The following is a 26,081-nucleotide window of genomic DNA, read 5'->3' as shown; positions in this document are numbered from 1 at the left end:
TTCAACACGCCTGCTGCCTCTTCTACAGGGGAAACGCAATGACGAGTCAACACACGCACCTCTGCTCGTCATGGCCGCTCCCTGCCCTGCTCGCTATCAGCCTGGTGTTGAACGCCGGATGTTCGGGCAAAACGTCCACGACTCGCTATGCATCCTCAAACATCGGTTCAGCCTGCTATGCGAAAGCCCTTCCCACGGTCGGCGAAGGTGGCCTGGCCTGGGGCGACACCCTGACCATGGCGCGGCAGAAATCCCTGAGCAATTGCGCGCGCTATGCCGGCCGTTCCGGCGGCACGCCAAGTACCTGCCAAGTGGTGCTGGCGCAATGCAAGCATTGAAAAAGCGGATTTTTCGTTTCTGCGCCGCTTTTGCATTTCTGTGCGACACATCCCACTTCCGGGGCTCCCGTTTCACACACTCGTGGTGTTAGCTTGGAGATGTTTCTGATTAAACGATCAGATATTTCCCACAAACTGCCTGCAAAGGAATGCCCCCAGCAATGGACTTTTCACTCAAGCACCTGGCCGCGACCACCCTGATGATCGCCAGCCTGTCGACGTTCACCACCGCTGCCCACGCCAACATCACACCGCAACAGAGCGCGATCATTCTCAAGACCTTCGGCGATGCCTCGGTCAAGGACTTCAGGCAGTTTCTTGGCAGCCTGGCCAAAAGCGATATTGCCAAAACCGGTGACCTCTGGCCGGCTATCAAAGCCTTTCTCGACAACAAGACGCTGACCGCCGAGCAACAGAACGAAATCCATCGTTTGCTAGGCCTGTATGCGCGGCTGAAATACGGCAGCGCCGCCACCGAAACCTTGAAGGAACTGGTGGCCATCCCGACCGTGCGCGTCGAGGGTGTGGAACAGCATGACAACCCTGAATTCATCAAGATCGCCGAGAAGATCAAAGGCCTCGCCCAGGCGTTCAACCTGAACTTCCGCAACATCGATAACCGCGTCTATGAAATCTCCCTCGAAGGCAGCGGCGCTGAAGTCGTGGGCATTCACGCCCATGCCGACGTGGTGCCGGTCACGCCGGAAAACTGGGTCCTGAAGGACGGCACCCGCCTCGATCCGTTCAAGGTCACGCTGATCGGCGACCGCATGTATGGCCGCGGCACCGAGGATGACAAGAACGGCATCGTGGTGGCGATGTACGCCATGAAAATCATCAAGGAAGAGAAACTGCCGCTGGCAAGGAACTTCAAGCTGCTGGTCGACACCACCGAAGAAACCACCGGCGACGCCATCCCCTACTACTTCGAACGCAACCCTACGCCCAACTACAACCTGGCGCTGGATGGCGGCTATCCGGTGGTCATCGCCGAGAAAGGCTACGGCACGGTCATGGCTAGCTTCGCCAAGCGTGAAGCCCAGGGCAAAGGCGCGCAGATCATTTCGATGACAGGCGGCCTGGCCACCAACCAGATTCCGTCGACATCGGTCGCCACGCTGCTGACCGACAAATCCGCCGAACTGGCCGCCAGCCTGCAAACGGCCGGGGCCGATTACGTCAAGCGCAATGGTGGCAACTTCGAAATCGCGGCCAAAGTCGACGGCAAGGACGTCAAGTTGACCGTCACCGGAGTGTCCGCGCACTCCTCCGAGCCTGAATCTGGAGTCAACCCGGTGGCCAGGATGCTCGACTTCATCAATGGCCTGGACGGCAAGGTTGCGCTCAAGCACAACCAGATCACTGATGCCGCCCGCTATGCGGCCGACAATTGGGGCCTGGATTATCTGGGTGGCAAATTGGGCGTTGGTTTTACCGATGAATTCATGGGGCCGCTGACCACTTCCCTGACCTATGTCGGGGAGGATGACAAAGCGTTCAAACTGGCGGTCAACCTGCGCGTGCCGAAGGGCAAATCACCGCAAGCGCTGAAAGCGGAAATCGCCGGCAAGCTCGACGCCTGGAGCAAGAAAAGCAAGATCGCACCGAACTTCGACTACTCGATCGCCGAACCAATGTACCGCAACCCCGAGGGTGAATGGGTCAAGGCCCTGCTCGCCGTGGCCAGCGAAAACCTCGGCATGGAACACAAATTCGGCACCTCCGCCGGCGCCACCTCGGTGCATGAACTGCCCAACGGCGTGCAATTCGGCCTGGCGATGCCAGACGTGAAATACACCGGCCACAACGACAACGAGTTCAAGACCACCGAGCAGTTCCTGCTCGACCTGCAGATCGTCACCGAAATGATGGGCCGCATCGGCCAGTTGCCAAAGCTCTGATCCGTGCGGGGACGAAAGTCCCCGCCTTTTTTGGGTTATGGGTTGGTGTGGGTGAGTTTTTTGCCCACGGATTTCATCACCCACAGGTCACGGTTCGTCACTCGACTGGCACTGCTCAAACATGTCCGTTTAAACGACCGCGAAGATACTTCGTGAAAGCTACAGTTCCTTGCGTCGTTGCCTACACTTACGCCAGAATCCGCCGGCTTGTGCGACTAGGGCAGGAATTCTATCGTTCGCGTGTCGCTGCCAATTCAGCGACCGGGACTGGAAACCCCGAAATGAAAATGGTGCCACCGCACCCTTCATAACCTATGCGTGCACGGCTTCAAGAGTGCACTCCGTTATGGCGGCTGTGCGCGGGAGACCTTCGGGTCTACCGGGTTGCCGTTTCCCCGGGTTTCCAGCCTGCGTACAGCTGCCACCTCTTCGTCTGGAAACGAACGTGGAAGCTTCAACCATGAAGCGGAGATAGTTATGTTCAAGGTCACACCCAACCCGCCGGACGTCGATCCGACATTCCCATACGAACCCGATTCAAAAAAACTCAACGAAGCTGCCGAACGCGCCCTCGACTTCCACCTCCCCTCGATTGCCGATATTAAGGCCACCCCACGCACGCCCAGTTCGCTATTCACTGTCGACCCTGAGGCTGATACCGAAACCCTGGTGGTTTACCTGGTTGAGACGCTAGCGTCGGTCGATGTGATGGTGCATCAGTTGGTGGACCATTTGGATGGTGGGTCGCGCAATGCCCTGCTGGGGATTTCCAACAGTGTGATGCTGGCGGAGATTACGGCTAACCGGGTGCTGGATCAGATTGATCCGCCTGAGTGAATGCAGATCGCGCAGCGGTTATTTTGATGCCGCTGCGCGGTCCAGCGAAAAAGCGCTCGCTCGCCACTTGGCCGTTTTTACGATTCGCCACCTGCTTTTAAGGGCATCTCATCCGCCAAGACCATGGCCGGACGGGTAAAGGTCGCTGCATTAGGCTTTCTTGCCATTTGGCACTATAGTTAATGCCATATGACAAAGCGATGGAGGTTGCCATGAGCGCCAAGGAAAAAGATGTTGTAGCGGAAGACGCTGTTGAAAAGCCCACCCGAAAAAGAAAGCACAAATCCTACGAATCTGCTGTGGGTTCGGCCGTCTTGAGTGATGGCGTACGGGCGGTGGTGATGGTGGAAACGAGAAAAAATAGCGCGTCTCAGTTGGTTAAGGTTTTGCTCTCTGGAAAAGCAAGCGATGACCGTATGGAGCTTTATAGGGCCGTCAAAACCGGTTTCCCGCTGCAGTCGGTACTCAATATGATCGAAATCAGCGAGACGTATAAGCGACACGGCGTGCTGTCTAAAATTGTGGGGGCGTCTGATCGCACGCTGGCCCGGCGCCTGAAAACGCCCGATGAAGCCTTGACCCCAGAGCAAAGCACCAGAGCGCTCAATTACGCAGAGATGTTGGAAAAGGCCACCCAGGTGCTGGGCTCGCGTGAACTTGCCGAGCAATGGATGGTTAAACCTGCGCGGGGCCTGGATGGTGAGGTACCTATCGACCTTATTGCAAACTCGGTCGGGTATGAGTTGGTCTCTGACTTTCTGACGCGTATTGAGTATGGGGTCTATTGATGGCTAAGGACCCGTTGAGCAATGAAATTCACTTCTGGCGCTTGGACCCTGCTGAGTATGCTGGCTCATGGAACATGGGTATAGGTGCTGAAAAGGTGGGTGGGCGCTGGAACCCTCGAGGTTTGGCCACGGTTTATACGAGCCTGGATGCGTCTACAGCGATCCTTGAGGTAGCGGTACATAAAAGTTTTGATGCGTTGGACTGCAAACCCCATGTACTTACGCAGGCGCGAGTGCTGGATCGGTCCCGTGTTTATGTGGTTGCGCCCGACAGTATTGCGAACCCTAACTGGCTGGTACCGGGGACGCCGAGCAGCAGCCAGCAGCAGTTCGGTGCCGAGCTGCTGAGCCGCCATCCGTTCGTTTTGGTGCCTTCAAGCGTGTCGCGGCATAGCTGGAATCTGCTGATGAACCCGCAAATGGCTAATGGGCTGTACGAAGTGGTGCTACAGGAGCCGTTTGGTCTTGATGGGCGTCTTAATCCGCCTATGCCATGAAGCTGACCTGGGGCAGAGCTCTTTCACCCGGTCGAGCGCCGGCCGCTCTGTGTACTTTGCATCAGATGCCGGCAGCCTGTTTCAGAGGCAAAAGCGCTAGTTGCAGCAGGGCCGTATTTGCCCCACAGGTGTGGAAAGTCCGCCTGCTCCCCCCAGTTCCCCCCTGAAAAATCGCAGCCCCTTATTGCGTTAAACACTGGCAAATTCTGGCTGGCTGCTACGATTAAGGAACGCCAATAAACTGAGGCCTGTGGCTTGCACAGTCGGCACTGACCTCCCGGACGTTGATCCACTCATTTCGAGCCTGCCCGACCCCAGGGAGGGAGTAATGCGTATTCCATTGTTTTACGCGATGTCGGCAGTACTGCTTTTGAGCGGAACGCCTAGCCTGGCGCAATCACCGGAGACCACCGCACCCGCCCCGGTAACCGCTGCCGAGGCCCTGCCGACGCCTGCGCCTGCCCCGGCGCCCGTCAAAGATGCGGTGTTCACCCAGGAACAACTGGATCAAATGTTGGCGCCTATTGCGCTTTATCCGGATCCTTTGCTGGCGCAATTGCTGATGGCTTCCACCTACCCCGGGGAAATCGCCGAGGCGGTGAAGTGGTCCAAAGCGCACCCGGACGCCAAGGGCGATGATGCGGTCAAACAAGTGGCGAATCAGACCTGGGACCCAAGCGTGCAGGCGCTGGTCGCTTTTCCGCAAGTGCTGGCCACGCTGGGACAGGATCCCGTCTGGGTCCAGCGCCTGGGTGATGCATTCCTGGCGCAGCCCGATGACTTGATGGACGGCGTGCAACGCCTGCGTCGTCAAGCCCAGGCGGCAGGCAATCTGCAGAGCAATCAATATCAGAACGTGACGGTTCAGGCAGCGCCGGCACCCGCAACTCCGGCGCCCGCCCCTGCACCGGCCAGCAGCCCTTCCACCATCATCATTCAGCCTGCCGATCCACAGGTTGTGTATGTGCCCACGTATAACCCGACAACTACTTACGGCACTTGGGCCTATCCGGCGTCGCCCCCCGTGTACTACCCACCGCCACCGGCCTATTACCCCGGTTCGGCATTGGTGGCCGGACTGGCGTTCGGCACCGGTGTGGCGATCATCGGGTCGTTGTGGGGCGATTGCGACTGGGACAACAACGACATCGACATCGACGTCAATCGCTACAACAACATCAATCGCAACAACCAGATCACCAATAACAAGTGGCAACACAATGCTGTTCACCGTGATGGCGTGCCTTACCGTGACACCCGCAGCCGCGAACAGTACGGCCGACAATTGACCGGTGCCAACCAGCGCGACGCTTATCGAGGCGACAATGCCCAACGCGCCCAGGCTCGGGAAAACGCCCGCAACTCCATGGACAAACACGGTATCGAGCGCCCCGCCACCAGCAACCGCGAGGCCCGCGATCAGACCCGCAGAGCCCAATCGGAAAACACGATCAGCAATCGGATGCAGTCGGGGACAGACAGGCCGAGAACGTCTGATAGAGCCCAGAACACCGCCAGAAATACCCGCGAGCATCAGCAGCCCGCAAGAGAGGCCGGGCAGGTAAATCAACGCACGCAGGACCGCTCACACGTGCGCCAGACGTCCCAGAAAAGACCGGCCGCCAGCGCTGGCAGTGCCCGCAACAACGCATTCGCCGGCGCACGCTCACCGTCGCAGACCCACGCACAAGCTGCACGTGGTCGGGCCAGCCAGGCATCCGCCATGCGCCCCAGTGCCGCACGATCCGCCGGCCACCCGATCAGTCGGCCATCCGCACCAGCGCGTCAAAGGGGGGGCCGACGTTGAAAAACCTTCTTCCTGTCAAGACATTCATGGGCTTGCTGCCGCAGGTCCTGGCGATCACTGCCGGCCTGTTCTGGTCGAGCATGGCGATGGCACAGCAGGCATTTCCCACACCCGAAAAAGCCGCTGAAGCGTTCGTCGAGGCACTGGGCACCGAACAGGCTGATCAGGCGCGCCTGACAGAGTTGCTCGGTGAGGACTGGCGCACTTACATCCCGCGTGAAGGCGTGCAGCGCAGTGATGTGGATGCGTTCCTCAAGCAGTACCACGAGCAACACCGCATCGAAAAAGCCAACGAGCGCAAGGCCCACCTGGCCGTCGGCAGTGATCACTGGACCCTGCCGATCCCCATGATCAAAGACGCCAAGGGTTGGCGTTTTGATCTCAAGGCCGGCAGCGTGGAAATCCGCGCGCGTCGAATCGGTCGCAACGAACTGGCCGCCGTGCAATCGGTGCTGACCTATCACGACGCGCAGATGGACTATGCGTCAGTCGATCGTGACGGTGATGGCGCGCTCGAATACGCGCAAAAAATCCTCAGCACCCCCGGCCAGCACGACGGCCTCTATTGGGAGGACGATGACAGTGGCCAGATCAGCCCGTTGGGACCACTGTTCGGCAAAACCATTGCCGGCGAAGACTGGCACGGCTACCACTTCCGCATCCTTGACGGCCAAGGTCCTTCGGCGCCGGGTGGAGCCTACAGCTATCTGATTGGCGACAAAATGAGCCGGGGTTTTGCCCTGATTGCCTGGCCGGCGAAATACGATGACACCGGGGTCATGAGTTTCATGATCAGTCATGAAGGCCAGGTGTTCGAGAAAGACCTCGGGCCCGGGGGCGACAAACTGGCGAAAGCGATGAAGCGCTTTGATCCGGATGACAGCTGGAACGAAGTGGCGGCAGATCAGGACTAAGGCGCAATGGGCTGAGGACGGCTGAACTGACTGAGGACGGGTAATGACTTTTCTGGTTTTTCTTCTGGCTTGCGGTGCGGCGGCAAGCACGGGCCTCATTTTCAAGCCGGGCCCTTGGTATGAGTCCCTCATCAAACCGGGTTTCACTCCACCCAACTGGGTGTTTCCAGTCGCTTGGTCGACTATCTATTTGCTGCTCGCCTGGGCCGGGTACCGGTTGACGCTGATACCTGCAAGCCAGCCGGTGTTGGCGTTATGGGCGGCGCAGATTGCGCTCAATACGCTGTGGACGCCGGTGTTCTTCGGCGCGCAACGCATTCTCGCCGCGATGGTGATCCTGGCCGTGCTGTGGCTGGTGGTCGCGGCCATGGTGGTGATGGCGCTGCGGCTCGACCTGATCACTGGCCTGATCCTGTTTCCTTACCTTGTGTGGCTTTGTGTAGCCGCCGCGTTGAATTTTTCCATCCTGATCAAAAACCGCTGATGGCTTCAAGTAGCGACATAGAGCCTCCAACACATATGCTTACAATTGAGCCACTCGCGAAAATCCTGATCGGCGACTAACACTGATAGGTTAACGCGCTTTATTGGGCCATGAGATGCCTAGCCTTACCATGCGCATCAAACTTCCCGGCATCCCCGCCCTCGGTGCTTATTTGGCACTGCTCTGTCTATTTGCGACCGCATGGTTCCTCAACCCTGCCAATACGCATTCTTCATTTGCCCTGATGAAACCCGCGATGGCCGTGGCCAATCAGGTCGCCAAGCCCATCTACACCAGCCGTTTCGCTTCGTCCGGGCTGGTGGATTTCGTGCATTCTTCGGCCGTGACCGCGTTGCCTGATGGCAGTTTGATGACTGCCTGGTTCGCCGGCTCGCGCGAAGGTGCCGCCGATGTGGAAGTGCGTGCCGCCCGATTCGACGCGAAAACCGGTGAATGGGGGTCGGAGCAGGTATTGGCCACCCGCCGTTCAACCCAGCAAGGCACCCAACGCTATATTCGCAAGCTAGGCAACCCGGTGATTGCCCTCGCGCCGGACAATCGTCTGTGGTTGTTCTACGTGTCCGTGTCCATGGGCGGCTGGGCCGGCAGTGCGGTCAACGTGATGGTGTCTGACGATTTCGGTGGACATTGGTCCGCCCCTCGCCAGTTGATCACTTCGCCCTTTTTGAACATCAGTACCCTGGTCCGCTCGGCACCGGTGTTTCATGCTGACGGGTCCATCGGTTTACCGGTCTATCACGAGTTTTTGGGCAAGTTTGCCGAATACCTCTATCTGAGCGCCGACGGCGATGTGATCGATAAATACCGCATCAGCCACGGCATGAACTCATTGCAGCCCACCGTCGTTCCGCTCGACGGACAGCGCGGCATCGCCTTGTTGCGCTATGCCGGCAATACCCATCACCGGGTTCTGGCGACCCGCACGGAAGACGCCGGGCAAACCTGGAGTGAGCCCTATCCGCTCGACCCCTGGAACCCCAACTCTTCGCTGGCGGCCGTCGCGACGCCTGAGCACGGCTTGCTCGTAGCGCTCAATGACCTGCAGGAAGGACGTTTCAAGCTGAGTCTGTATGGCACTGACGCGAAGATGGACGACTGGCGTTCGTTGCGGGACCTGGACAAATCACCTGATCCAGCGGGAGCGCCGTTTTCGCCCCAGGCCTACAAGGAAATCATCGGCAACGAATTCCGCGATTCCAGTGGCGCGCTCCGCCAACCATTGGAGGCGCAATTCCTGAGCAATCTCGACACCCGGGTCTGTAACTCCCTGGGCTGCGAGTTCGAATATGAGTACCCCTATTTCATCCGCAGTCCCGACGGCATGTATCACCTGGTTTATTCCTGGAACAACACCTTCATCAAACACGTCACTTTCAACGATGCGTGGCTGTCCGAGCGTCTCAAATGATCAACCTTTGGCAAGCCCACATCACCTTCGCGATGATCATCTTCCTGCTGCTGCCAGCCTTTGGTTTGCACCGGTACTGGCGTATCGCGCTACTGTTCGCCTTGTTGGCGGCCAGTTTCATTCGGCTGGACGGGTTGTCCCTGGCGGTGTACTTGCGCAGCCACATCGATGACCTTGCGGTTACGACACTGGTCTTCATGGCGTGGGGCTGCTTGCGTCGGCTGGACTTGCTGGCGCCAGCACAGCGGAACAAAACCGGTGTGTTGATCCTGTTCGCGGCATTGGGGCTGGTGCTGTACCCGGCGACGCTCGGCCTGAGCGACATGGACCCGTACCGTTTCGGCTACAGCCCGCGGCCGATGCTGATTCTCATGGCGCTGCTCACGTTCGGCCTGTTTTACCTGCGCAACTCTCTGGCCGTGGTGATGCTGGCCAGCGCCACCCTGGCCTTCGTCGTCGGGATAAAGCCTTCGCAAAATTACTGGGATTACCTGGTTGATCCGCTTCTGGGTCTGTATTGCTGCGCCGCACTTTTACTGATGTTCATGCGCTGGCTGTACGCCAGCCAGAACACGCGGCGGGTTTCCGCACGGGACGTATCCCGATCTTCTTGAGATTCGACGACATTTTTAACAGGGGAACATGGATGGGTTGGCTGCAATCGAGACGTTTGCACTATTGGCTAGGCGCGACAGCGATTCTGTTCGCGCTGTTTGCCGTGCTACGGGTGGTGTTCTTTTTCGGTTTTTCCGGCTTCGACGCTAAAGCGCTGTCCGGTGACGATACCGTCCTGGAAACCCTGGGCATCGGCTTTCGTTTCGATCTGCGCCTGGCCATCCTGGTGATGCTGCCGGTGGCCTTGCTGGCCTGGATTCCTCGCTGGAATCTTATCGGCAGCCGCCTGCTGCGCGGGATCGCACGCCTGTACCTGGTGTTGATACTGGGCGCCCTGCTGCTGATCTACATCATCGATTTCGGGCACTACGCGTACCTGGGCATGAGGATCAATGCCACCGTTCTGCGCTTTATCGAGGACGCGCAAATTTCCCGCGATATGGTCTGGCAGACCTACCCGGTGGTGTGGATTACCCTCGGCTGGCTGGCAACGCTCGCCTTGGTGATACTGGCCCTGGTGCGCCTGGAACGCGTGACGCTGGATCGCATTCGCCAACCGATTCACCCGCTTTCCGCTACATGGGGCGGTGCCGTGATGGTGGTGTTGGTACTGCTCGGGATTTTAGGCCGTGTCGAGAACATGAACCTGGAAAACCCGGTGCCGCTGCGCTGGAGCGACGCTTTCTTCTCGGGCAACAACCAGATCGCCGCGCTGGGGTTGAACCCGGTCATTTTCCTCTATGACACGGTCAAGGTCGGTCAATCGCGTTATGACGAAGCGCAGGTGCGTGAACACTATTCGGTCATGGCCAACTACTTGGGGGTCGATCAGCCGGACCCGCAAAGCCTGAATTTCGTCCGCCATCAGGCACCGCAACCTTACAAAGTACCGGGGTCGCGACCGCCGAACGTGATGTTCGTCATGCTTGAATCCCTGGGCACCAGCGCCGTCGGCGCCTACGGCAACCCGATCAACCCGACGCCCAATATCGATCGCCTGGCCACCCAGAGCTGGTTCTTCGAACACTTCTACGTGCCGGTGACCGGGACCGCGAAAACCGTTTGGGCCAGCATTACCGGGGTCCCTGACGTCACGCGCCAGGAAACGGCGACGCGTAACCCGTTGATCACCAGACAGCACTCGCTGATCAACGCCTTCACCGGTTACGAGAAGATCTACACCATTGGCGGCAACTCCGGTTGGGCCAACATGAACGCCTTGATCCGCCAGAGCATCGACGGCGTGCGCCTGTTTGAAGAACGCGACTGGAAATCACCGGTGGTGGATGTCTGGGGCATTTCCGACCTGGACCTGTTCAAGGAAACCGACCGTATCCTGCAAGCGCTGCCCAAGGACAAACCGTTCTTCGCCTACGTACAGACTGCCGGTAACCATCGTCCCTTCACCATTCCCGAAACCAATGATGGATTCGAGGTCAAGCACCCTACCCTCGAAGAAGTCCAGGCCGCCGGTTCGCGCAGTGTCGAGCAGTACAACGCCGTACGTTTGCTGGACTTCAACATCGGTCGGTTGATGGAAATCGCCAAGGCAGGCGGCTACTACGACAACACCATTTTCGTGCTGTTTGGCGACCACAACACCCGTATCGCCCAGATCCCTTTCCTGGCCCCGGCCTATGAGCAACTGGGTCTGGAAAGCAATGCGGTGCCAATGATCATCCACGCCCCGGGCTTGATCGGGACGCGCAAGGTCGAGGAAGCGGTGGGTCTGGTGGACTTGCTGCCGACCGTGGCAGGCATGGCCGGCCTTGAGTTCCGCAACGGCGGCATGGGCCGTGACATCCAGCAACCCGCGCCCGAGGGCGAGCGCGTGGTACCGCTGGTGTTGCGTGAGGGTACGTTCCCGTTGATTGCCGGCGTGACCCAACACTACATGGTGCAAATGGAACACGACGGCAGCTCGCCAACGCTCCACGACCTGGCTTCGATGACGCCAATGGACAACGTGGCTGAGCAGAATCCGGAAGAGTTCAAACGCCTGATGCAATTGACCCGTGCGATGCATGAAACCTCGCGGTTGATGCTGTACCAGAACGTGCGGGAGTAACCGCTGACCCTGCCATCGCAGAGCAAGCTTGCTTGCGATGGCGGACTGTCAGCCAGCATCACCGCTGAATGACCCACCGCGATCGCCAGCAAGCCGGCTCCTACGGTTTGATATCTGTGGGCACGCAGATTTCGTGTGCGACCCAATCCCCTGTAGGAGCAAGCTTGCTCGCGATAGCGGACGGTCAGCCGACATCATCACTGAATGACCACCGCAATCGCCAGCAAGCCGGCTCCTACGGTTTGATAGATGTGGGCACGCAGATTTCGTGTGCGACCCAACCCCCTGTAGGAGCAAGCTTGCTCGCGATGGCGGACAGTCAGCCGACATCACCGCTGAATGCCCCACCGCAATCGCCAGCAAGCCGGCTCCTACAGTTTGATATCTGTGGGTACGCAGATTTTGTGTGCGACCCAATCCCCTGTAGGAGCAAGCTTGCTCGCGATAGCGGACGGTCAGCGGACATCATCGCTGAATGACCCGCCGCAATCGCCAGCAAGCCGGCTCCTACGGTTTGATAGCTGTGGGCACGCAGATTTTATGTGCGACCCAATCCCCTGTAGGAGCAAGCTTGCTCGCGATGGCGTACGGTCAGCCAACATCATCACTGAATGACCCGCCGCGATCGCCAGCAAGCCGGCTCCTACAGTTTGATATCTGTGGGCACGCAGATTTCGTGTGCGCCCCAATCCCCTGTAGGAGCAAGCTTGCTCGCGATGGCGGACGGTCAGCCGAAATCATCACTGAATGACCCACCGCGATCGCCAGCAAGCCGGCTCCTACGGTTTGGTATCTGTGGGCACGCAAATTTTGTGTGCGACCCAATCCCCTGTAGGAGCAAGCTTGCTCGCGATAGCGGACGGTCAGCCGACATCATCGCTGAATGACCCACTGCAATCGCGCCATCTCGAAAAATCTGCGCGGCTGAAAACTTGCCAAAAGCGACAGTAGGCTAAGCTTACGTCAGCTTATTGCCCACGATGCTCGCGGCGGCGGTTGTTGGAATTTTCTGGAGAGCGTCTGCAACAGCTATCTCAGACAGTTCCACACAATTCGCGCAGGATTGCCGTGATGACCGAGCCATTCCTCAGTTTTGACGAACTCAAGCGTGCGGCCCTTTCGGGCGAGATCGATACCGTGCTGGTGTGCATGGTCGACATGCAGGGGCGGCTGGTGGGCAAGCGATTCCAGGTCGAGTTTTTCATCGACAGCGGCCACGAAGAAACCCACTGCTGCAACTACCTGCTGGCCGACGACATCGACATGGAGCCGGTGCCGGGCTACGCCGCTGCCAGCTGGAGCAAAGGCTACGGCGACTTTGTCCTCAAACCCGACATGCGCACCCTGCGCAAAGTGCCCTGGCTGGAATGCACGGCGCTGGTGCTGTGCGATGTGCTCGACCATCACCACCGCCAAGACTTGCCCCACAGCCCACGGGCGATCCTGAAAAAACAGGTCGATCGCCTGCGCGAACGCGGCTACACCGGCATGTTCGCCTCGGAGCTCGAGTTCTACCTGTTCGACGAAAGTTACGAGGCCATCCACAAGCGCAACTACCTCAAGCCGAAAACCGCCGGGCATTACATCGAGGATTACAACATCCTGCAGACCACCCGCGAGGAGCCGGTGCTACGGGCGATTCGCAAGCACCTTCAGGCCAGCGGCATTCCCGTGGAAAACTCCAAGGGTGAATGGGGCCCGGGCCAGGAAGAGATCAACATCCGCTACGCCGACGCCATGACCATGGCCGACCACCACGTCATCATCAAGCACGCCTGCAAAGAGATCGCGCAGCTACAAGGCAAGGCGATCACTTTCATGGCCAAGTGGCGCTACGACGCCGCCGGCTCCAGCAGCCACATCCACAACTCGTTGTGGGACAAGAACGCCAGGAAGCCGCTTTTTTACGACGCCAAGGCCGAGTTCGGCATGTCCAGACTGATGCGCTCTTGGGTGGCCGGACAGCTCAAATACGCCAATGACATCACCTGTTTCCTCGCGCCCTACATCAACTCCTACAAGCGTTTTCAGGCCGGCACCTTCGCCCCGACCCGCGCGGTGTGGAGCCGAGACAACCGCACCGCGGGTTTTCGGTTGTGCGCTGAAAGCAGCAAGTCGATTCGCATCGAATGCCGCATCGGTGGCGCCGACCTCAACCCCTACCTGGCCTTCGCCGCCCTGATCGCAGCGGGGCTGGCGGGTGTCGACGAAAAACTCGAACTCGCCGCGCCCTTCGAAGGCGATGCCTACCTCGACGAGCAATTGCCTGAAGTGTCCAAGACCCTGCGCGAAGCCAGCGCCGCGCTACAGGGTTCAAGCATGCTGCGCGAGGCGTTTGGTGATGAAGTGATCGACCACTACGTGCACACCGCCGAATGGGAGCAGAAAGAGTACGACCGGCGGGTCACCGATTGGGAACTGCAACGCGGCTTCGAGCGCTATTGAGATCGACATGACTTCGACTATCCAACTCATCTCACCGGTCGATGGCCGGGTTTACGCTGAACGCCAACCTGCCGATGCGGCGCAACTCGAGCAGGCACTGGTGGCAGCCGCGACCGCGCAAGCACAGTGGAAGCGCCGGCCACTGAACGAACGTGCGGCTTTTTGCAGTGCTGCGGTGGACGCGATGCTGGCCATGAAAGAGCAAATCGTCCCCGAACTGGCGTGGCAAATGGGTCGGCCGGTGCGCTATGGCGCCGGCGAACTGCGCGGTTTCGAAGAACGCGCGCGGCACATGATCGCGATTGCCCCTGACGCCCTGGCAGCGGTTGAACCCGTGCCCATCGCTGGCTTTGAGCGGTATATCAAACGTGAACCGCTGGGGACGGTGCTGGTGGTCGCGCCCTGGAATTATCCGTACCTCACGGCGGTGAACACGGTTATCCCGGCACTGATGGCGGGCAACGCCGTCATCCTCAAACATGCCTCGCAAACCCTGCTGGTCGGTGAACGGTTCGCCGAGGCCTTTCGTCGCGCCAACCTGCCGCCAGGCCTGTTCCAGAACTTGCTGCTCGATCATGGCCAAACCGCCGCGATTATTGCCTCTGCACGGGTGCAGCAGGTGAACTTCACGGGGTCGGTGGACGCAGGCAAGGCCATGGAAAACGCCGCCAGCGGAAGATTCCTCGGCATGGGCCTGGAACTCGGTGGCAAAGACCCCGCCTACGTCCGGGCAGACGCCAACCTTGAACACGCCGTGGAAAATCTGGTGGACGGCAGTTTTTTCAACGCCGGGCAAAGTTGCTGCGCCATCGAGCGCATTTACGTCGATCAAACCCTCTACCCGGCGTTCGTCGAGCGCTTCGTCGAGTTGACCCGCCAATACGTGCTGGGCAACCCGCTGGACGAAGCCACCACTCTCGGCCCGCTGGTGACACCCGGCGCGGCTTCTTTTGTCCGTGGCCAGATCGCCGACGCGGTGGCCCAGGGCGCGAAGGCGCTGATCGATCCGCAGACGTTTGCCGCCGATGTACCGGGCAGCGCCTACCTCGCGCCGCAGGTGTTGATTGACGTCAGCCATCAAATGTCGGTCATGCGCGATGAAAGTTTCGGGCCGGTGGTCGGCATCATGCCGGTGTCCAGCGATGACGAAGCCATTGCCTTGATGAATGACAGTGAGTTCGGGCTCAGTGCGTCGATCTGGACCCGGGACCTTGCTGCTGCGCAACACCTGGGCGACGCCATCGACACCGGCACTGTGTTCATGAACCGCTGCGACTACCTGGACCCGGCCCTGGCCTGGACCGGAGTAAAAAACAGTGGGCGCGGCGTCACCCTGTCGCGCCTGGGTTATGAACACCTGACCCGCGCCAAATCCTTCCATCTGCGCCACGAGATCTGAACCATGAGCCTGACTGGAAACTGGAATTACCCCACCAGCATCCGCTTCGGTGCCGGCCGCATCAGCGAACTGGCCGAGGTCTGTCGCAGCCAGGGCATCCAGCGACCGTTGCTGGTCACCGACAGTGGCCTGGCCCGGGCGCCGATCACCGCCGCCGCCCTGGATTCACTTCGTGACGCCGGGCTGGGCGCTGCGCTGTTTTGCGACCTCAAGCCCAACCCGGTCGAAGCCAATCTGGCTGGCGGGCTCGCTGCCTGGCGCGCGGGCCATCACGATGGCGTGGTCGCCTTCGGCGGCGGCAGTGGCCTGGACATGGGCAAGCTGATTGCATTCATGAGCGGCCAGACGCGGCCAGTCTGGGATTTCGAGGACATCGGCGACTACTGGACCCGCGCCGATGAAAGCCGCATCGCCCCGATCATTGCAGTGCCGACCACCGCCGGCACAGGCTCGGAAGTCGGCCGTGCGGCGGTGATCATCGACGACCGCACGCACACCAAACGCATCATCTTTCACCCGAAAATGATGCCGCGCGTGGTCATCAGCGACCCGGCGCTGACCGTCGGCATGCCGGCCAACGTCACCGCCGGCACGGGCATGGATGCATTGGCGCACTGCCTGGAATCCTACTGCGCGCCCGGCTTTCATCCGATGGCCGATGGCATCGCCGTGGAAGGCATGCGTTTGGTGGCCATCGCACTGGTGCGCGCCGTACACATGCCTTCCGATCTCGATGCACGGGGACAAATGCTCGCGGCCGCAGCAATGGGCGCGACCGCATTCCAGAAAGGCCTTGGCGGGATGCACGCCCTCGCCCATCCGATCGGCGCGCTGTACGACACGCACCACGGCATGACCAATGCGACCCTGATGCCGTACGTGCTGAAATTCAATCGCCCGGCCATCGAAGAACGCATCACGCGCCTGGCGGCTTACCTGCACCTGCCCTCTCCGGGCTTCGACAGTTTCATGGCCTTCGTCCTCAAACTGCGTAAAGACATTGCCGTCCCGCACACGCTGTTTGAGCTGGGCGTGGATGACAAGCAAGCCGAGCTGATTGCAGACATGGCGGTGGTCGACCCTTCAGCCAGCGGTAATCCGTTGCCGCTGACCAAGGCCGGAGTGACGGACATTTTCCACGCGGCGTACCACGGACGCCTGTAGCGCCTGAAAATACTCGCATCTTGTGAAAACTCAGCGACATGAAAGGCCTCTGATAACGAGTGATGGAAAAATCCATAGAAAAAACCGCCGCGGTGCGGCCAACATCACTTGAAAAAATGACTCGGCGTCTTGCCGAACTGTTTCTTGAACATGGTCGTGAAGGCACTGGGGCTGTCGTAACCCAGTTCACCGGCAATATCGATGATCTTTTCGCCCACCGCGATGCGCTCCAGCGCCAGCAGCAATCGCGCCTGCTGACGCCATTGCCCGAACGTCATGCCGGTTTCCTTGTGAAACAGCCGCTGGATGGTTTTCTCATCGAGATTGAGCCGCACGCTCCAGTGCGCCAGGGTCGAGCCATCGCCGGGGTCGCGCTGCAACGCCGAACACACCACCTTGATGCGAGGGTCGGTCGGTTGCGGCAGATGCAGCGGCAAGGTCGGCAAAATCGTCAGTTCATCGAGGATCAGGCGCATGACCCGGCCCTCGCGCGACGCCGGCTCGTAGGGCGGCTTGATATCCACCGAGACCTTGATCAGCTCGCTCAACAGTGCAGAAATGCTCACCGCCCGAGGCTCGCTCGGCAACTCGGTCAACGGGTCGGGCCGCACAAATACGCTGCGCATTTTCAGCGGCCCCACACAGCGGATCGAGTGAACGTGCCCGCTTGGCATCCAGATGCCACGACTGGGTGGCACGGTCCATTGGCTCAATCCCGAGTGCACGACCATCACCCCCTCGATGGCGTAGATCAATTGATGGGCTTCGTGGGAGTGCGGTTCGATCAGCCAGTTTTCCGGGTAATCCGTCGCGCTGCTGCTTACCTTGCAGGGGCGTTGGTCGATCTCTCTGAGAAATTCTTCCAGCGGTTTGATGATGATGCCCTTTTTGCGATAGTCGGTTCCCGGATTGCGTGAGACAGGCAAACCAGTGAAAACCTAGGATAGCGCCGAACCCCGAAATGGAAAGCGCTTTTGTGCCCCGCACCTGGCGCCCCGCCGTGCGTTTTTGTCTGGAAAATCTGCCATGTCCATCAGTACCACCGCTTCGCCCGCGGCCACCCCTTCGGTGGCCAGTCAAGCCAGCCCCTTGGTAATGCGCGTGATCGGCGCCTGTGCCCTGGCGCACCTGATCAATGACCTGATCCAGGCCGTGCTGCCGTCGATCTACCCGATGCTGAAAACCACGTACGGCCTGAGCTTCACCCAGGTCGGGCTGATCACCCTGACCTTCCAGCTGACTGCGTCGCTGCTGCAACCCTGGGTGGGTTATTACACTGACCGCCACCCAAAACCGTGGCTGTTGCCAGCCGGTATGGTCTGTACCTTGATCGGCATTCTGATGTTGTCGATGGTCGGCAGCTTCCCGGCGATTCTGCTGGCCTCGGCGATGGTCGGTATCGGTTCGTCGACCTTTCACCCGGAAACCTCCCGTGTCGCGCGCCTGGCTTCGGGCGGCCGCTACGGCCTGGCGCAGTCGACGTTCCAGGTCGGTGGCAACGCCGGCAGCGCGTTCGGTCCGTTGCTGGCGGCGGCCATCGTCATTCCGTATGGCCAGGGGAACGTCGCCTGGTTCGGCCTGTTCGCGGTGTTCGCCATCCTCGTGCAGTACGGCCTGAGCCGCTGGTACCGCAATCACCTCAACCTGTTCAAGCTCAAGCAAGGCAGCAAGGCCACCCACGGCTTGTCGAAAAGACGGGTAACCTTCGCCCTGGTGGTGCTGGCGCTGCTGGTGTTCTCCAAGTATTTCTACATGTCCAGTTTCACCAGCTACTTCACCTTCTACCTGATCGAGAAATTCGACCTGTCGGTGGCCAGTTCGCAGCTGTACCTGTTCCTGTTTCTCGGCGCCGTTGCGGCCGGTACGTTTTTCGGTGGGCCGATTGGCGACCGCATCGGGCGCAAGCAAGTGATCTGGTTTTCGATTCTCGGTGCGGCACCTTTCACCCTCGCCCTGCCCTACGTCGACCTGTTCTGGACCAGCGTGCTGAGCATGATCATCGGCTTCATCCTCGCGTCGGCGTTCTCCGCGATCGTGGTCTTCGCCCAGGAACTGGTGCCCGGTAACGTCGGCATGATCGCCGGGGTGTTCTTCGGCCTGATGTTCGGCTTCGGCGGTATCGGCGCCGCGCTGCTCGGGCACCTGGCGGACATCCACGGCATCGAATACGTATACACGCTGTGTTCGTTCCTGCCGCTGCTGGGGATCCTGACCATTGTGTTGCCGTCGACCAAAGGCGTTTAAGGGCCGCGACGTCCATCGGAAACACTGCCAGGTTTCTCGAACTCCCAGGCATGGACCGCTTCCAATGATTAATCACTGGAGGCGCGCGCCATGAAAGACGAAGACCGTGAAACCGCAGAAAACGAAGATGACCTCACTCCACCTGCCGCACCGCAGACGCCGGAAGAGGAAGAAGAGGCATTGCGCCGCAAAATCGCCGAGATCGAACGCAAAGTGGCGGACGGTAACTGATTGCGTCAGCCCGCGCTTTCCTTGAGCAAGTGGTCGACCACCGCTTGCAGAGGGCGCTGAGGGTCTGGGTCTCGGGCGCAGGCCTCGGCGTGGCACGCTAGCTGACGCGTCGCGCTGTTGCCGTGCAGCAACAGGGCTTTGGCTTGATCGAAAATCTGCGGCTCACCCATTTGCTCCGCCGTTTCGGCAAACTGCAACTGTGCCCGGTGCAACCATTGACCGGCACTGAGCACGGTGCCGTCGGGTCACGGTCAATGCCACGACAGCGATGCGCTCTACCCGTTCATAACCGGGTTTGAGCAATTCCTCGCCGAACACGTCCGGATCCAGCTCTCGATAAGTCCAGCCGACCGCATGGTCAGCCAGCATCGACTGGATGGCTTCAAGAAACAGGTCACGTCCCTCAACCATCGCCACGCCGGTGTACAGCACCAGGCTGCCGGCCTTCTGCAGACGCGGTAAGGATTCCCGAACGATGCGCAGCGACAGGGCTTCACCCAGGGCGCCGCCGCCGTGGCGATAGGCGCGCTGCTGGCTGTCGTTCATGTAGGGCGGGTTGGCGATGATCAGATCGAACTCACCTTCGACGCTGCCGAGGATGTCACTCTGGTACACGCTGATGTTGTCGACACTGGCCAGTTCGGCGTTGACCGCCGACAGGCGCAGTGCTCGCGGGTTGATGTCCACCGCCAGCACTTCGGCATACGGATGGGCCCGAGCCACCACCAGCGCACCGACGCCGGCCCCGCAGCCAATGTCCACGGCCCGGCGCACAGGCTCGGAACGCTGCTGCACATGCGCGTCGATCATTTGCGCAAAACGGTAGCTGTCCGGCCCGAAAAATACCGCGTCAGCCTGTGAGGTCGGGTACGCCGAATGGGCAAACAACGCCCCATCAAGGCTCGACCAACGCATCGTGCTGCGCCACAGCGGACCCTCTCGCTCGACGATCTCGGCCTGTACCAGGCCAGCCAGAAATTCTCGCGCAAACAGCGTGTGATTAAACGGCATCGACCAGCCGAAAACATCGCGCAGGTTCCTGGCCAACGGTGGTGTAAAACGTTGGTACACGCGGTCATGAGTCGCCGGGGTCGGGGTGATGAAGCGATAGTCTTCACTGAGCAGGTGCCTGCCCAGCGCCAGCATGGCCTGATCGGCGATGTGTTGTTTCGACATGCAAGTCACTCCTGAGCTCAGCGCAAGCGGGCAACCGTTTCCATAAAATGCCGGGTAGCGTAGAGCCCCGCCGGACGGCAATGCCGCTGGGCCGAGAGCCACGGGATCAGCGTATGAAGCTGTTGCTGCGGCGCCTGATCGCTCAGGGTTTTTCGCAATGCGATGAGTTCCGGGTCGTGGGTTTCGCTCGCGTCGAGAGCGTCACTGGCGCTGTGATCCCGAGCTATCGGCTTGGGCCGTTGCGGGTCCTGCCAGTCACCGGCAATCCAGTCGTGCAGCAACTGTTTTTCGTAGCCACTGAACACCCCGAACATGGCCGCGGTGCTGCCCTCGACCAGGCGCCAGAAGCGGCTGTCTTGCGGCGGCCGGTTTCGCTTGATCCAGCCCTTTTGCTCCAGGGCACCGAGAAAGCCGGCGATCTGCCCCGGCGCCGCCAGCCATTGATTGACGGTTTTGCCTTCGATCTGACAATAGTCGGAATGCATGTGCTGGCCGAAACAACGTTTGCGTTCGAGCATCGCAATCACTTCCCGTTGCAACTCAAAGCCGGCAATCACCGCCGTCGTGCCCATTCCCAGATCGTTCAGGCGATAGCCCACGGCGACACGCCGGAAAAACTCGTCCCGGCCCTGTTCCATGGGCAGCAGTTCCAACAGCGACTCAACTGCCTTGTGCCCATGACCACTGCTGGCGTTGTCGATCGTCACGTGCAGGGTGAAATAATACGGATCGATGCCCAGCTCACGCAGTTCATAAGCGCTGATCAGCAAGTGCAGCGGCAATTGCTCATAGCCGAGGTTGTAGCCGATGACTTCCGGCATGAATGCGTCGCTGCATCGGCCCAATGCGAGTTGAATCGCGCCTTGCACAAAGTGCTCATCGGCCAGTCCTTGTTTGTCGCCACAGTCGTGGGCGGCCAGCAGATTACGGTAGATCACCACGTGATTCTGCCGAGGGTCGCCCCTGCCCAGTTCTTCCAGATAAGTGTTCAGGAGTCCGTCGTAGCGCACGTCCTGCCAGTGTTCCAGCACGCCCGCCAGCCACGCACCGTCGACCTCTTTGGTCGGTGCGACGCGTTGCAGGAAATACAGCGCGTGAGCCTTGCTCGAAAAATATCGGCGCGCCCCGCCCTGCTGGCGGTCCTCAAGGTAACCGGCGTAATCCTGCGCCACTGCCGCGCAACGGGCTTGCGCCCATGCCGACAACTGCTCGGGCGCCTCGGGCAAATCACACGGCAGTTGAGCGGCGCGGGCCATTTGCTGGCGCAGGAAAACCTCCGCCTGCGGACCGGCCTCAGCGCCGTTGCTGTAGAGCAAATCGTACAGTTCTCGATAGCGCCCAGCGGCAACGGGGCCTGACAGCGCTGAAGATGTGCCGGACAGGGGTTCAAACAAAGTCATGGACGTTTTTCTCCTGGACGGTGCATTTGGCTGCGCCCCTGGAATCAGGTGCCGACAACACAAAACGCTTGCTCGTTGAACAGAAGATTTAGCCCTGCGCGGAAAATTCAATCGGTTTGCAGGAGAGCGGGACCGGTGGCATGGGTTTGCCAAAACGCGGCGTTCAAACAGCCACGGCTCCCCATGCGTCGGACTCAGCCGAGGCCGACGCCATTATTGCCGTGTTGCGCTAGTACATCTCCGCCGCCAGCAAGTTAACCAATGCCGCCGCCGGCATTTCCCGAACCAGCGGCGCGCCCTGCCCGGCCCACTGCACGGCGAACTCGCTATTGGCCTTGGCCGCTGCCGCCGCATTGAGCGCCTTGTTCGCGTCGTAGGCAATCGGATAGTCCGGCAAGGCCGGGGCATTGGCCTCAAGGCTGGTGAAATTGCGATTGACCATGCCCCGGGCAGGTCGGCCGGAGATGACGCTGGTGACTCGCGTCAGATGCGCGCGCGGCCCTTTCAGGGCTTCGCGGTATGCCGCATTGGCCGAGGACTCGGGGCACAGGATGAACGCCGTACCCAATTGCGCGGCACTGGCACCCAGTTGCATGACGGCCCGGATGCCCGCGCCATCCATGATGCCGCCCGCGGCAATCACCGGCAGCCGGCTGGTTTCGGTCAGCACGCGCACCAGGGCAAATGTGCCCAGCTCGCTGTCCTGCTGCGGATCGAACACACCGCGATGCCCGCCGGCTTCGTACCCTTGCGCCACCAGCGCATGCACGCCGGCGCGTTCCGCCGATTGCGCTTCGGCCAGGCTGGTCACGGAACACAGCAGCACAATACCGGCGTCCTTGAGGGCATCGATGGCCGGTTGCGCGGGCAAGCCGAAGTGGAAACTGACCACCGCCGGTTTTTCCTCCAGAAGCATCTGCAGCATGCCGGCGTCTTCGACAAACGAGGTGTAGATCTCGCGCAATGCCGTTGGCGCAGCGGCCTCGAACTCGGCAAAGAACGGGGCGAGAAACGCCAGCCACTGCGCCTCACGCGCGGCGTCATGAATGGCCGGCGCGTGGCAGAACAGATTCACATTGAAGGGCTTGTTGGTCAGCGCAGCCGTCTCGCGCAACATGGCCCGCGCCTGTTCGACGTTGCTTGCCCCGATACCGATGGACCCGAGCCCACCGGCATTCGACACCGCCGCGGCGAGTCTGGGCGTGGAGACGCCGACCATCGGCGACTGAATGATCGGCAGTTCAATGTTCAAAAGGGACAGCAGAGGGTTGGACATGGCAGCACCTTGAATGGGATGAGTGAACGTGGAGCGCTAGAGCTCCCCGGTCAAAAATTGCGCGCGGCCGCCTCCGAACGACCAGTCCGCGTCGCTGTTTTCCACCAGCGAAACGATGAGATCGTCCGCCGAGAGGTCGCAATCGACGCGCAGGTGTTCAGCCAGCAACCGGTAAAACGTAATTTTCTGCGCCTGCGAACGCGGTCGGGAAATCACCGTCAACAGGACCACGTTGGCCGAGCGTGGGTAACCCAATCCGGTGTCATGCAGGATCAGTTCTCCCGCAGCGTGTTGCGTGACGCTTTGATAGCGATCACTGAAGGGCACCTCGAACGCCGTGACCATGGCCTGGTGTGCCGCATCCAGCAACGTGCGCAGCTGTTCATCGGTGCGCCCGCGGATAATGTCGAACTTGAGCAATGGCATCGCGATTCACCCTGGGAAAAAATCGGGGGCGAAGGAGCTCGCCCCCCGGGACAAAAGAATGGCGTACAAGCCCGCGCCAGCACGCCTTCCAAACCCGAAAGCGTCAAAGTCTATTTGGAGGTGGGCATGGCAAACTCGGCGCCTTTGGCAATGCTGTTCGGCCAGCGCTGCATCACCGACTTCTGTTTGGTGTAGAAGCGCACGCCCTCTTCACCATACGCATGCATGTCACCGAACAGCGAGCGCTTCCAGCCGCCAAAACCGTGCCATGCCATCGGCACCGGAATCGGCACGTTGATGCCGACCATGCCCACCTGAATGCGGGTGGCGAATTCACGGGCGATGTGGCCGTCACGGGTATAGCAGGCGGTGCCGTTGCCGAATTCATGGGCATTGACCAGATCGACCGCCTCGGCAAAATCCTTGACGCGCATGCACGCCAGCACCGGGCCGAAGATTTCCTCTTTGTAGACTTTCATCTCGGGGGTGACGTGGTCGAAAATCGTCCCGCCCAGCCAGAAGCCTTCGGCACAATCCGCACCGGCCTGCGCGCCATCGAAACCACGGCCGTCGACCAGCATTTCGGCGCCTTCAGCGATGCCCTGTTCGATGTAACCGGTGATGCGTTGCAAGGCGGCAGACGAGACGATCGGGCCCATTTCCGCAGCCAGGTTCATGCCCTCCAGAATCTTCAATGTGCGCGTGCGTTCGACCAGTTTCGGCATGACCTTGTCGGCCACATCGCCGACAAACACCGCCACCGAAATCGCCATGCAGCGCTCGCCGGCCGACCCGAAGGCCGCGCCGATCAGGGCATCGACAACTTGATCGATATCGGCGTCGGGCATCACCACCATGTGGTTCTTCGCCCCCCCCAGTGCCTGCACGCGCTTGCCATGGCGGGCGCCGGTTTCGTAGATGTAGTTGGCAATCGGCGTCGAGCCGACGAAGCTCACGGCTTGGACTTGCGGGTGATCGAGCAGCGCATCCACGGCTTCTTTATCGCCTTGCACCACGTTGAACACGCCGTCGGGCAACCCGGCTTCCTTGAACAGTTCGGCAATCAGCAGCGAAGGCGAAGGATCGATCGGGCTCGGCTTGAGCACGAAGGTGTTGCCGCAGGCGATGGCCACCGGAAACATCCACATCGGCACCATCACCGGGAAGTTGAACGGCGTGACACCGGCCACCACACCCAGCGCCTGGCGCAGGGTCCAGTTGTCGATATTGGTGGAGACCTGTTCGGTGTAGTCGCCCTTGAGCAGTTGCGGAATACCGCAGGCGAACTCGACCACTTCGATACCACGGGTCACTTCGCCCTGGGCATCGGTGAACACTTTGCCGTGCTCCGAGGTAATCATCCGCGCCAGGGTGTCACGGTGCTCGTTGAGCAGCGCCAGGAACTTGAACATGATGCGCGCACGACGCAGCGGCGGCGTCGCCGACCAGGCGGGAAACGCGGCCGCGGCCGACCGGACCGCTGCGTCGACTTCAGAAACATTGGCCAGAGCCACTTTGCCGAGCACCGAACCGGTGGCCGGGTTGGTGACGTCCTGCGCGCGCCCGGAAGTGCCCGGTACGGCGCGGCCGTGAATGTAATGTGCAATGTCTACTGGCTGGTTGCTCATGGCGGGTGTCCCCTGCTGGTGGATAAGAGCCATCTCTTTTTGTTTTTCTGGAACGCCAGGCGCGGCGTTGGCGCGGCTGGCAGAGCCAAAGTAGGCCAGGCACTGAATCATGTAAAATGATGATTAATGATTCTATAGATCATAAATGGTGAATGGTGTTTTGCAGGTGGCTTGCATGGATACACTTGTAAGAAAGGCTCACACCTGCCCGTTAAACACACAATGAAAGCGCCTGTTTAAAGGCGTATGCGGTTACTGGATGAGGGCTACAAAACCTTGCGTCATTGCCTACGAGTACGCCAGAATCCGCCGGCTTGTGCGCCTTGGGGGCCATCGGTAACTTGATTCGTGTCACTGCTCATCAGTGATCGGGTTTAGCAGCCCGGGGTTTCACGAGGCGTATCTGCTTCCAGATAGTCAGGTCATTTCTTGCCTGCACTTCATGGTCGCTGTGCGCAGGGCGCTCTCGGGCGCGCCGGTTTCGTGTCTCCCCGGTCTGCTAACCTGCGCACAGCTGCCACCCTTCGTTTAGCAGCGACGCGGTGACGGCTCCATATTTTGGAGACAGAACTATGTTCAAAGTAACGCCAAACCCGCCAGGCACCGATCCAACCTCCCCCTACGAACCCGATTCAAACAAGCTCAACGACGCCGCCGAACGCGCGCTCGACTTCCACTTTCCCTCCACTGCCGACATCAAAGCCACGCCGCGCACCGTCAGCACACTGTTCACCGTCGACCCGGAAGCCACCAGTGAAACGCTGATGGTGTATCTGGTCGAGACGTTGGCATCGGTGGACGTCATGGTCCATCAGTTGGTCGATCATCTGGACGGTGGTTCGCGCAATGCGCTCCTCGGGATTTCCAACAGCGTCATGCTGGCGGAGATCACCGCTAACCGGGTGCTGGACCAGATCGACCCACCGGAGTAACGCAAGCCCCCAAGCCCTCCAGGCCGGCCAGCAGACCGCCATCGCTGGCAGGCCAGCTCCTACAGGAATCGGGTACGGCCGC

Annotated in this window: 24 protein-coding genes; 17 read left to right on the top strand and 7 right to left on the bottom strand. The window is 60.2% G+C overall.

Annotation, left to right across the window (positions count from 1 at the left end; genetic code table 11):
• The first annotated feature begins 38 nt into the window (after positions 1 to 38).
• From M5G20_RS25375 to M5G20_RS25310, 14 genes are all read left to right on the top strand, one after another.
• Entirely contained in the window at positions 39 to 338 is a 300-nt protein-coding gene (locus M5G20_RS25375) for a hypothetical protein (protein ID WP_273921413.1), read from the top strand.
• Positions 339 to 499: 161 nt separating this feature from the next.
• Positions 500 to 2,239 (top strand): dipeptidase, encoded by a 1,740-nt coding sequence (locus tag M5G20_RS25370; protein ID WP_273921412.1) that lies wholly within the window; start codon positions 500 to 502, stop codon positions 2,237 to 2,239.
• A gap of 477 nt (positions 2,240 to 2,716) precedes the next feature.
• Complete coding sequence (locus tag M5G20_RS25365) at positions 2,717 to 3,076, top strand: DUF6124 family protein (RefSeq protein WP_273921410.1); 360 nt, start codon at positions 2,717 to 2,719, stop codon at positions 3,074 to 3,076.
• Between the two features lie 212 nt (positions 3,077 to 3,288).
• Positions 3,289 to 3,864, top strand: a complete 576-nt coding sequence (gene parS / locus M5G20_RS25360; RefSeq protein ID WP_273921409.1) for a type II RES/Xre toxin-antitoxin system antitoxin — start codon at positions 3,289 to 3,291, stop codon at positions 3,862 to 3,864.
• Complete coding sequence (locus M5G20_RS25355; protein WP_273921408.1) at positions 3,864 to 4,361, top strand: RES family NAD+ phosphorylase; 498 nt, start codon at positions 3,864 to 3,866, stop codon at positions 4,359 to 4,361. The genes parS and M5G20_RS25355 overlap by 1 nt, the downstream gene beginning before the upstream one ends.
• A gap of 328 nt (positions 4,362 to 4,689) precedes the next feature.
• On the top strand, positions 4,690 to 6,168 hold the full coding sequence (locus M5G20_RS25350) for a DUF3300 domain-containing protein (protein ID WP_273921407.1): 1,479 nt from the start codon (positions 4,690 to 4,692) through the stop codon (positions 6,166 to 6,168).
• Between the two features lie 26 nt (positions 6,169 to 6,194).
• Positions 6,195 to 7,082 carry a DUF2950 domain-containing protein gene (locus tag M5G20_RS25345; RefSeq protein ID WP_273921664.1) on the top strand — a complete coding sequence of 296 codons (888 nt, stop codon included), beginning with the start codon at positions 6,195 to 6,197 and terminating at the stop codon, positions 7,080 to 7,082.
• A gap of 43 nt (positions 7,083 to 7,125) precedes the next feature.
• Complete coding sequence (gene tspO / locus M5G20_RS25340; protein WP_273921406.1) at positions 7,126 to 7,566, top strand: tryptophan-rich sensory protein TspO; 441 nt, start codon at positions 7,126 to 7,128, stop codon at positions 7,564 to 7,566.
• A gap of 130 nt (positions 7,567 to 7,696) precedes the next feature.
• A complete protein-coding gene (locus M5G20_RS25335; protein ID WP_273921663.1) occupies positions 7,697 to 8,995 on the top strand; it encodes a sialidase family protein in 1,299 nt (432 codons plus the stop codon).
• Positions 8,992 to 9,609 carry a hypothetical protein gene (locus M5G20_RS25330; RefSeq protein WP_273921405.1) on the top strand — a complete coding sequence of 206 codons (618 nt, stop codon included), beginning with the start codon at positions 8,992 to 8,994 and terminating at the stop codon, positions 9,607 to 9,609. Before M5G20_RS25335 ends, M5G20_RS25330 begins: the two co-directional genes overlap by 4 nt.
• A gap of 32 nt (positions 9,610 to 9,641) precedes the next feature.
• On the top strand, positions 9,642 to 11,678 hold the full coding sequence (locus M5G20_RS25325) for an LTA synthase family protein (RefSeq protein WP_273921404.1): 2,037 nt from the start codon (positions 9,642 to 9,644) through the stop codon (positions 11,676 to 11,678).
• Between the two features lie 1,071 nt (positions 11,679 to 12,749).
• Positions 12,750 to 14,123: a glutamine synthetase family protein gene (locus M5G20_RS25320; protein WP_273921403.1), complete on the top strand. Its 1,374-nt coding sequence runs from the start codon at positions 12,750 to 12,752 to the stop codon at positions 14,121 to 14,123.
• A gap of 7 nt (positions 14,124 to 14,130) precedes the next feature.
• On the top strand, positions 14,131 to 15,522 hold the full coding sequence (locus M5G20_RS25315; protein ID WP_273921402.1) for an aldehyde dehydrogenase family protein: 1,392 nt from the start codon (positions 14,131 to 14,133) through the stop codon (positions 15,520 to 15,522).
• Between the two features lie 3 nt (positions 15,523 to 15,525).
• Positions 15,526 to 16,686, top strand: a complete 1,161-nt coding sequence (locus M5G20_RS25310) for an iron-containing alcohol dehydrogenase (RefSeq protein ID WP_273921401.1) — start codon at positions 15,526 to 15,528, stop codon at positions 16,684 to 16,686.
• A 104-nt stretch (positions 16,687 to 16,790) separates the two neighbouring features.
• Here M5G20_RS25310 and M5G20_RS25305 read toward each other — a convergent pair whose 3' ends face one another.
• Entirely contained in the window at positions 16,791 to 17,564 is a 774-nt protein-coding gene (locus M5G20_RS25305) for an AraC family transcriptional regulator (protein WP_273921662.1), read from the bottom strand.
• Between the two features lie 148 nt (positions 17,565 to 17,712).
• On the opposite strand from M5G20_RS25305, the gene M5G20_RS25300 reads away from it, so the two are divergent.
• Positions 17,713 to 18,930 (top strand): MFS transporter, encoded by a 1,218-nt coding sequence (locus tag M5G20_RS25300; RefSeq protein ID WP_150734556.1) that lies wholly within the window; start codon positions 17,713 to 17,715, stop codon positions 18,928 to 18,930.
• Between the two features lie 90 nt (positions 18,931 to 19,020).
• Positions 19,021 to 19,161: a hypothetical protein gene (locus tag M5G20_RS25295; RefSeq protein ID WP_273921400.1), complete on the top strand. Its 141-nt coding sequence runs from the start codon at positions 19,021 to 19,023 to the stop codon at positions 19,159 to 19,161.
• A gap of 5 nt (positions 19,162 to 19,166) precedes the next feature.
• Here the strand turns inward: M5G20_RS25295 and M5G20_RS25290 are convergent, their stop codons facing one another.
• The 6 genes from M5G20_RS25290 to M5G20_RS25265 all read right to left on the bottom strand — a co-directional run bounded on the left by M5G20_RS25290 (position 19,167) and on the right by M5G20_RS25265 (position 25,067).
• Positions 19,167 to 19,331 carry a hypothetical protein gene (locus tag M5G20_RS25290; RefSeq protein ID WP_273921399.1) on the bottom strand — a complete coding sequence of 55 codons (165 nt, stop codon included), beginning with the start codon at positions 19,329 to 19,331 and terminating at the stop codon, positions 19,167 to 19,169.
• Entirely contained in the window at positions 19,324 to 20,337 is a 1,014-nt protein-coding gene (locus M5G20_RS25285; RefSeq protein ID WP_273921398.1) for a class I SAM-dependent methyltransferase, read from the bottom strand. The genes M5G20_RS25290 and M5G20_RS25285 overlap by 8 nt, the downstream gene beginning before the upstream one ends.
• A 17-nt stretch (positions 20,338 to 20,354) precedes the next feature.
• The gene (locus M5G20_RS25280) at positions 20,355 to 21,737 is read right to left on the bottom strand and encodes an iron-containing redox enzyme family protein (protein WP_273921397.1); all 1,383 of its coding nucleotides are present in this window, start codon (positions 21,735 to 21,737) and stop codon (positions 20,355 to 20,357) included.
• Positions 21,738 to 21,966: 229 nt separating this feature from the next.
• Positions 21,967 to 23,013, bottom strand: coding sequence for an NAD(P)H-dependent flavin oxidoreductase (locus M5G20_RS25275; RefSeq protein ID WP_273921396.1), 1,047 nt, complete (start codon positions 23,011 to 23,013; stop codon positions 21,967 to 21,969).
• A 36-nt stretch (positions 23,014 to 23,049) separates the two neighbouring features.
• Positions 23,050 to 23,439, bottom strand: a complete 390-nt coding sequence (locus M5G20_RS25270) for a tautomerase family protein (RefSeq protein ID WP_273921395.1) — start codon at positions 23,437 to 23,439, stop codon at positions 23,050 to 23,052.
• 110 nt (positions 23,440 to 23,549) lie between these two features.
• Positions 23,550 to 25,067 (bottom strand): CoA-acylating methylmalonate-semialdehyde dehydrogenase, encoded by a 1,518-nt coding sequence (locus M5G20_RS25265; protein WP_273921394.1) that lies wholly within the window; start codon positions 25,065 to 25,067, stop codon positions 23,550 to 23,552.
• 572 nt (positions 25,068 to 25,639) lie between these two features.
• On the opposite strand from M5G20_RS25265, the gene M5G20_RS25260 reads away from it, so the two are divergent.
• Positions 25,640 to 25,999 (top strand): DUF6124 family protein, encoded by a 360-nt coding sequence (locus M5G20_RS25260; RefSeq protein ID WP_273921393.1) that lies wholly within the window; start codon positions 25,640 to 25,642, stop codon positions 25,997 to 25,999.
• The last annotated feature ends 82 nt before the right edge of the window (positions 26,000 to 26,081 follow it).

This window comes from Pseudomonas sp. TNT2022 ID1044, from assembly GCF_028656895.1.
In the GTDB taxonomy this organism is placed as follows: Bacteria; Pseudomonadota; Gammaproteobacteria; order Pseudomonadales; family Pseudomonadaceae; genus Aquipseudomonas; species Aquipseudomonas reinekei.
This window is presented reverse-complemented; position numbering and strand designations above follow the sequence as displayed.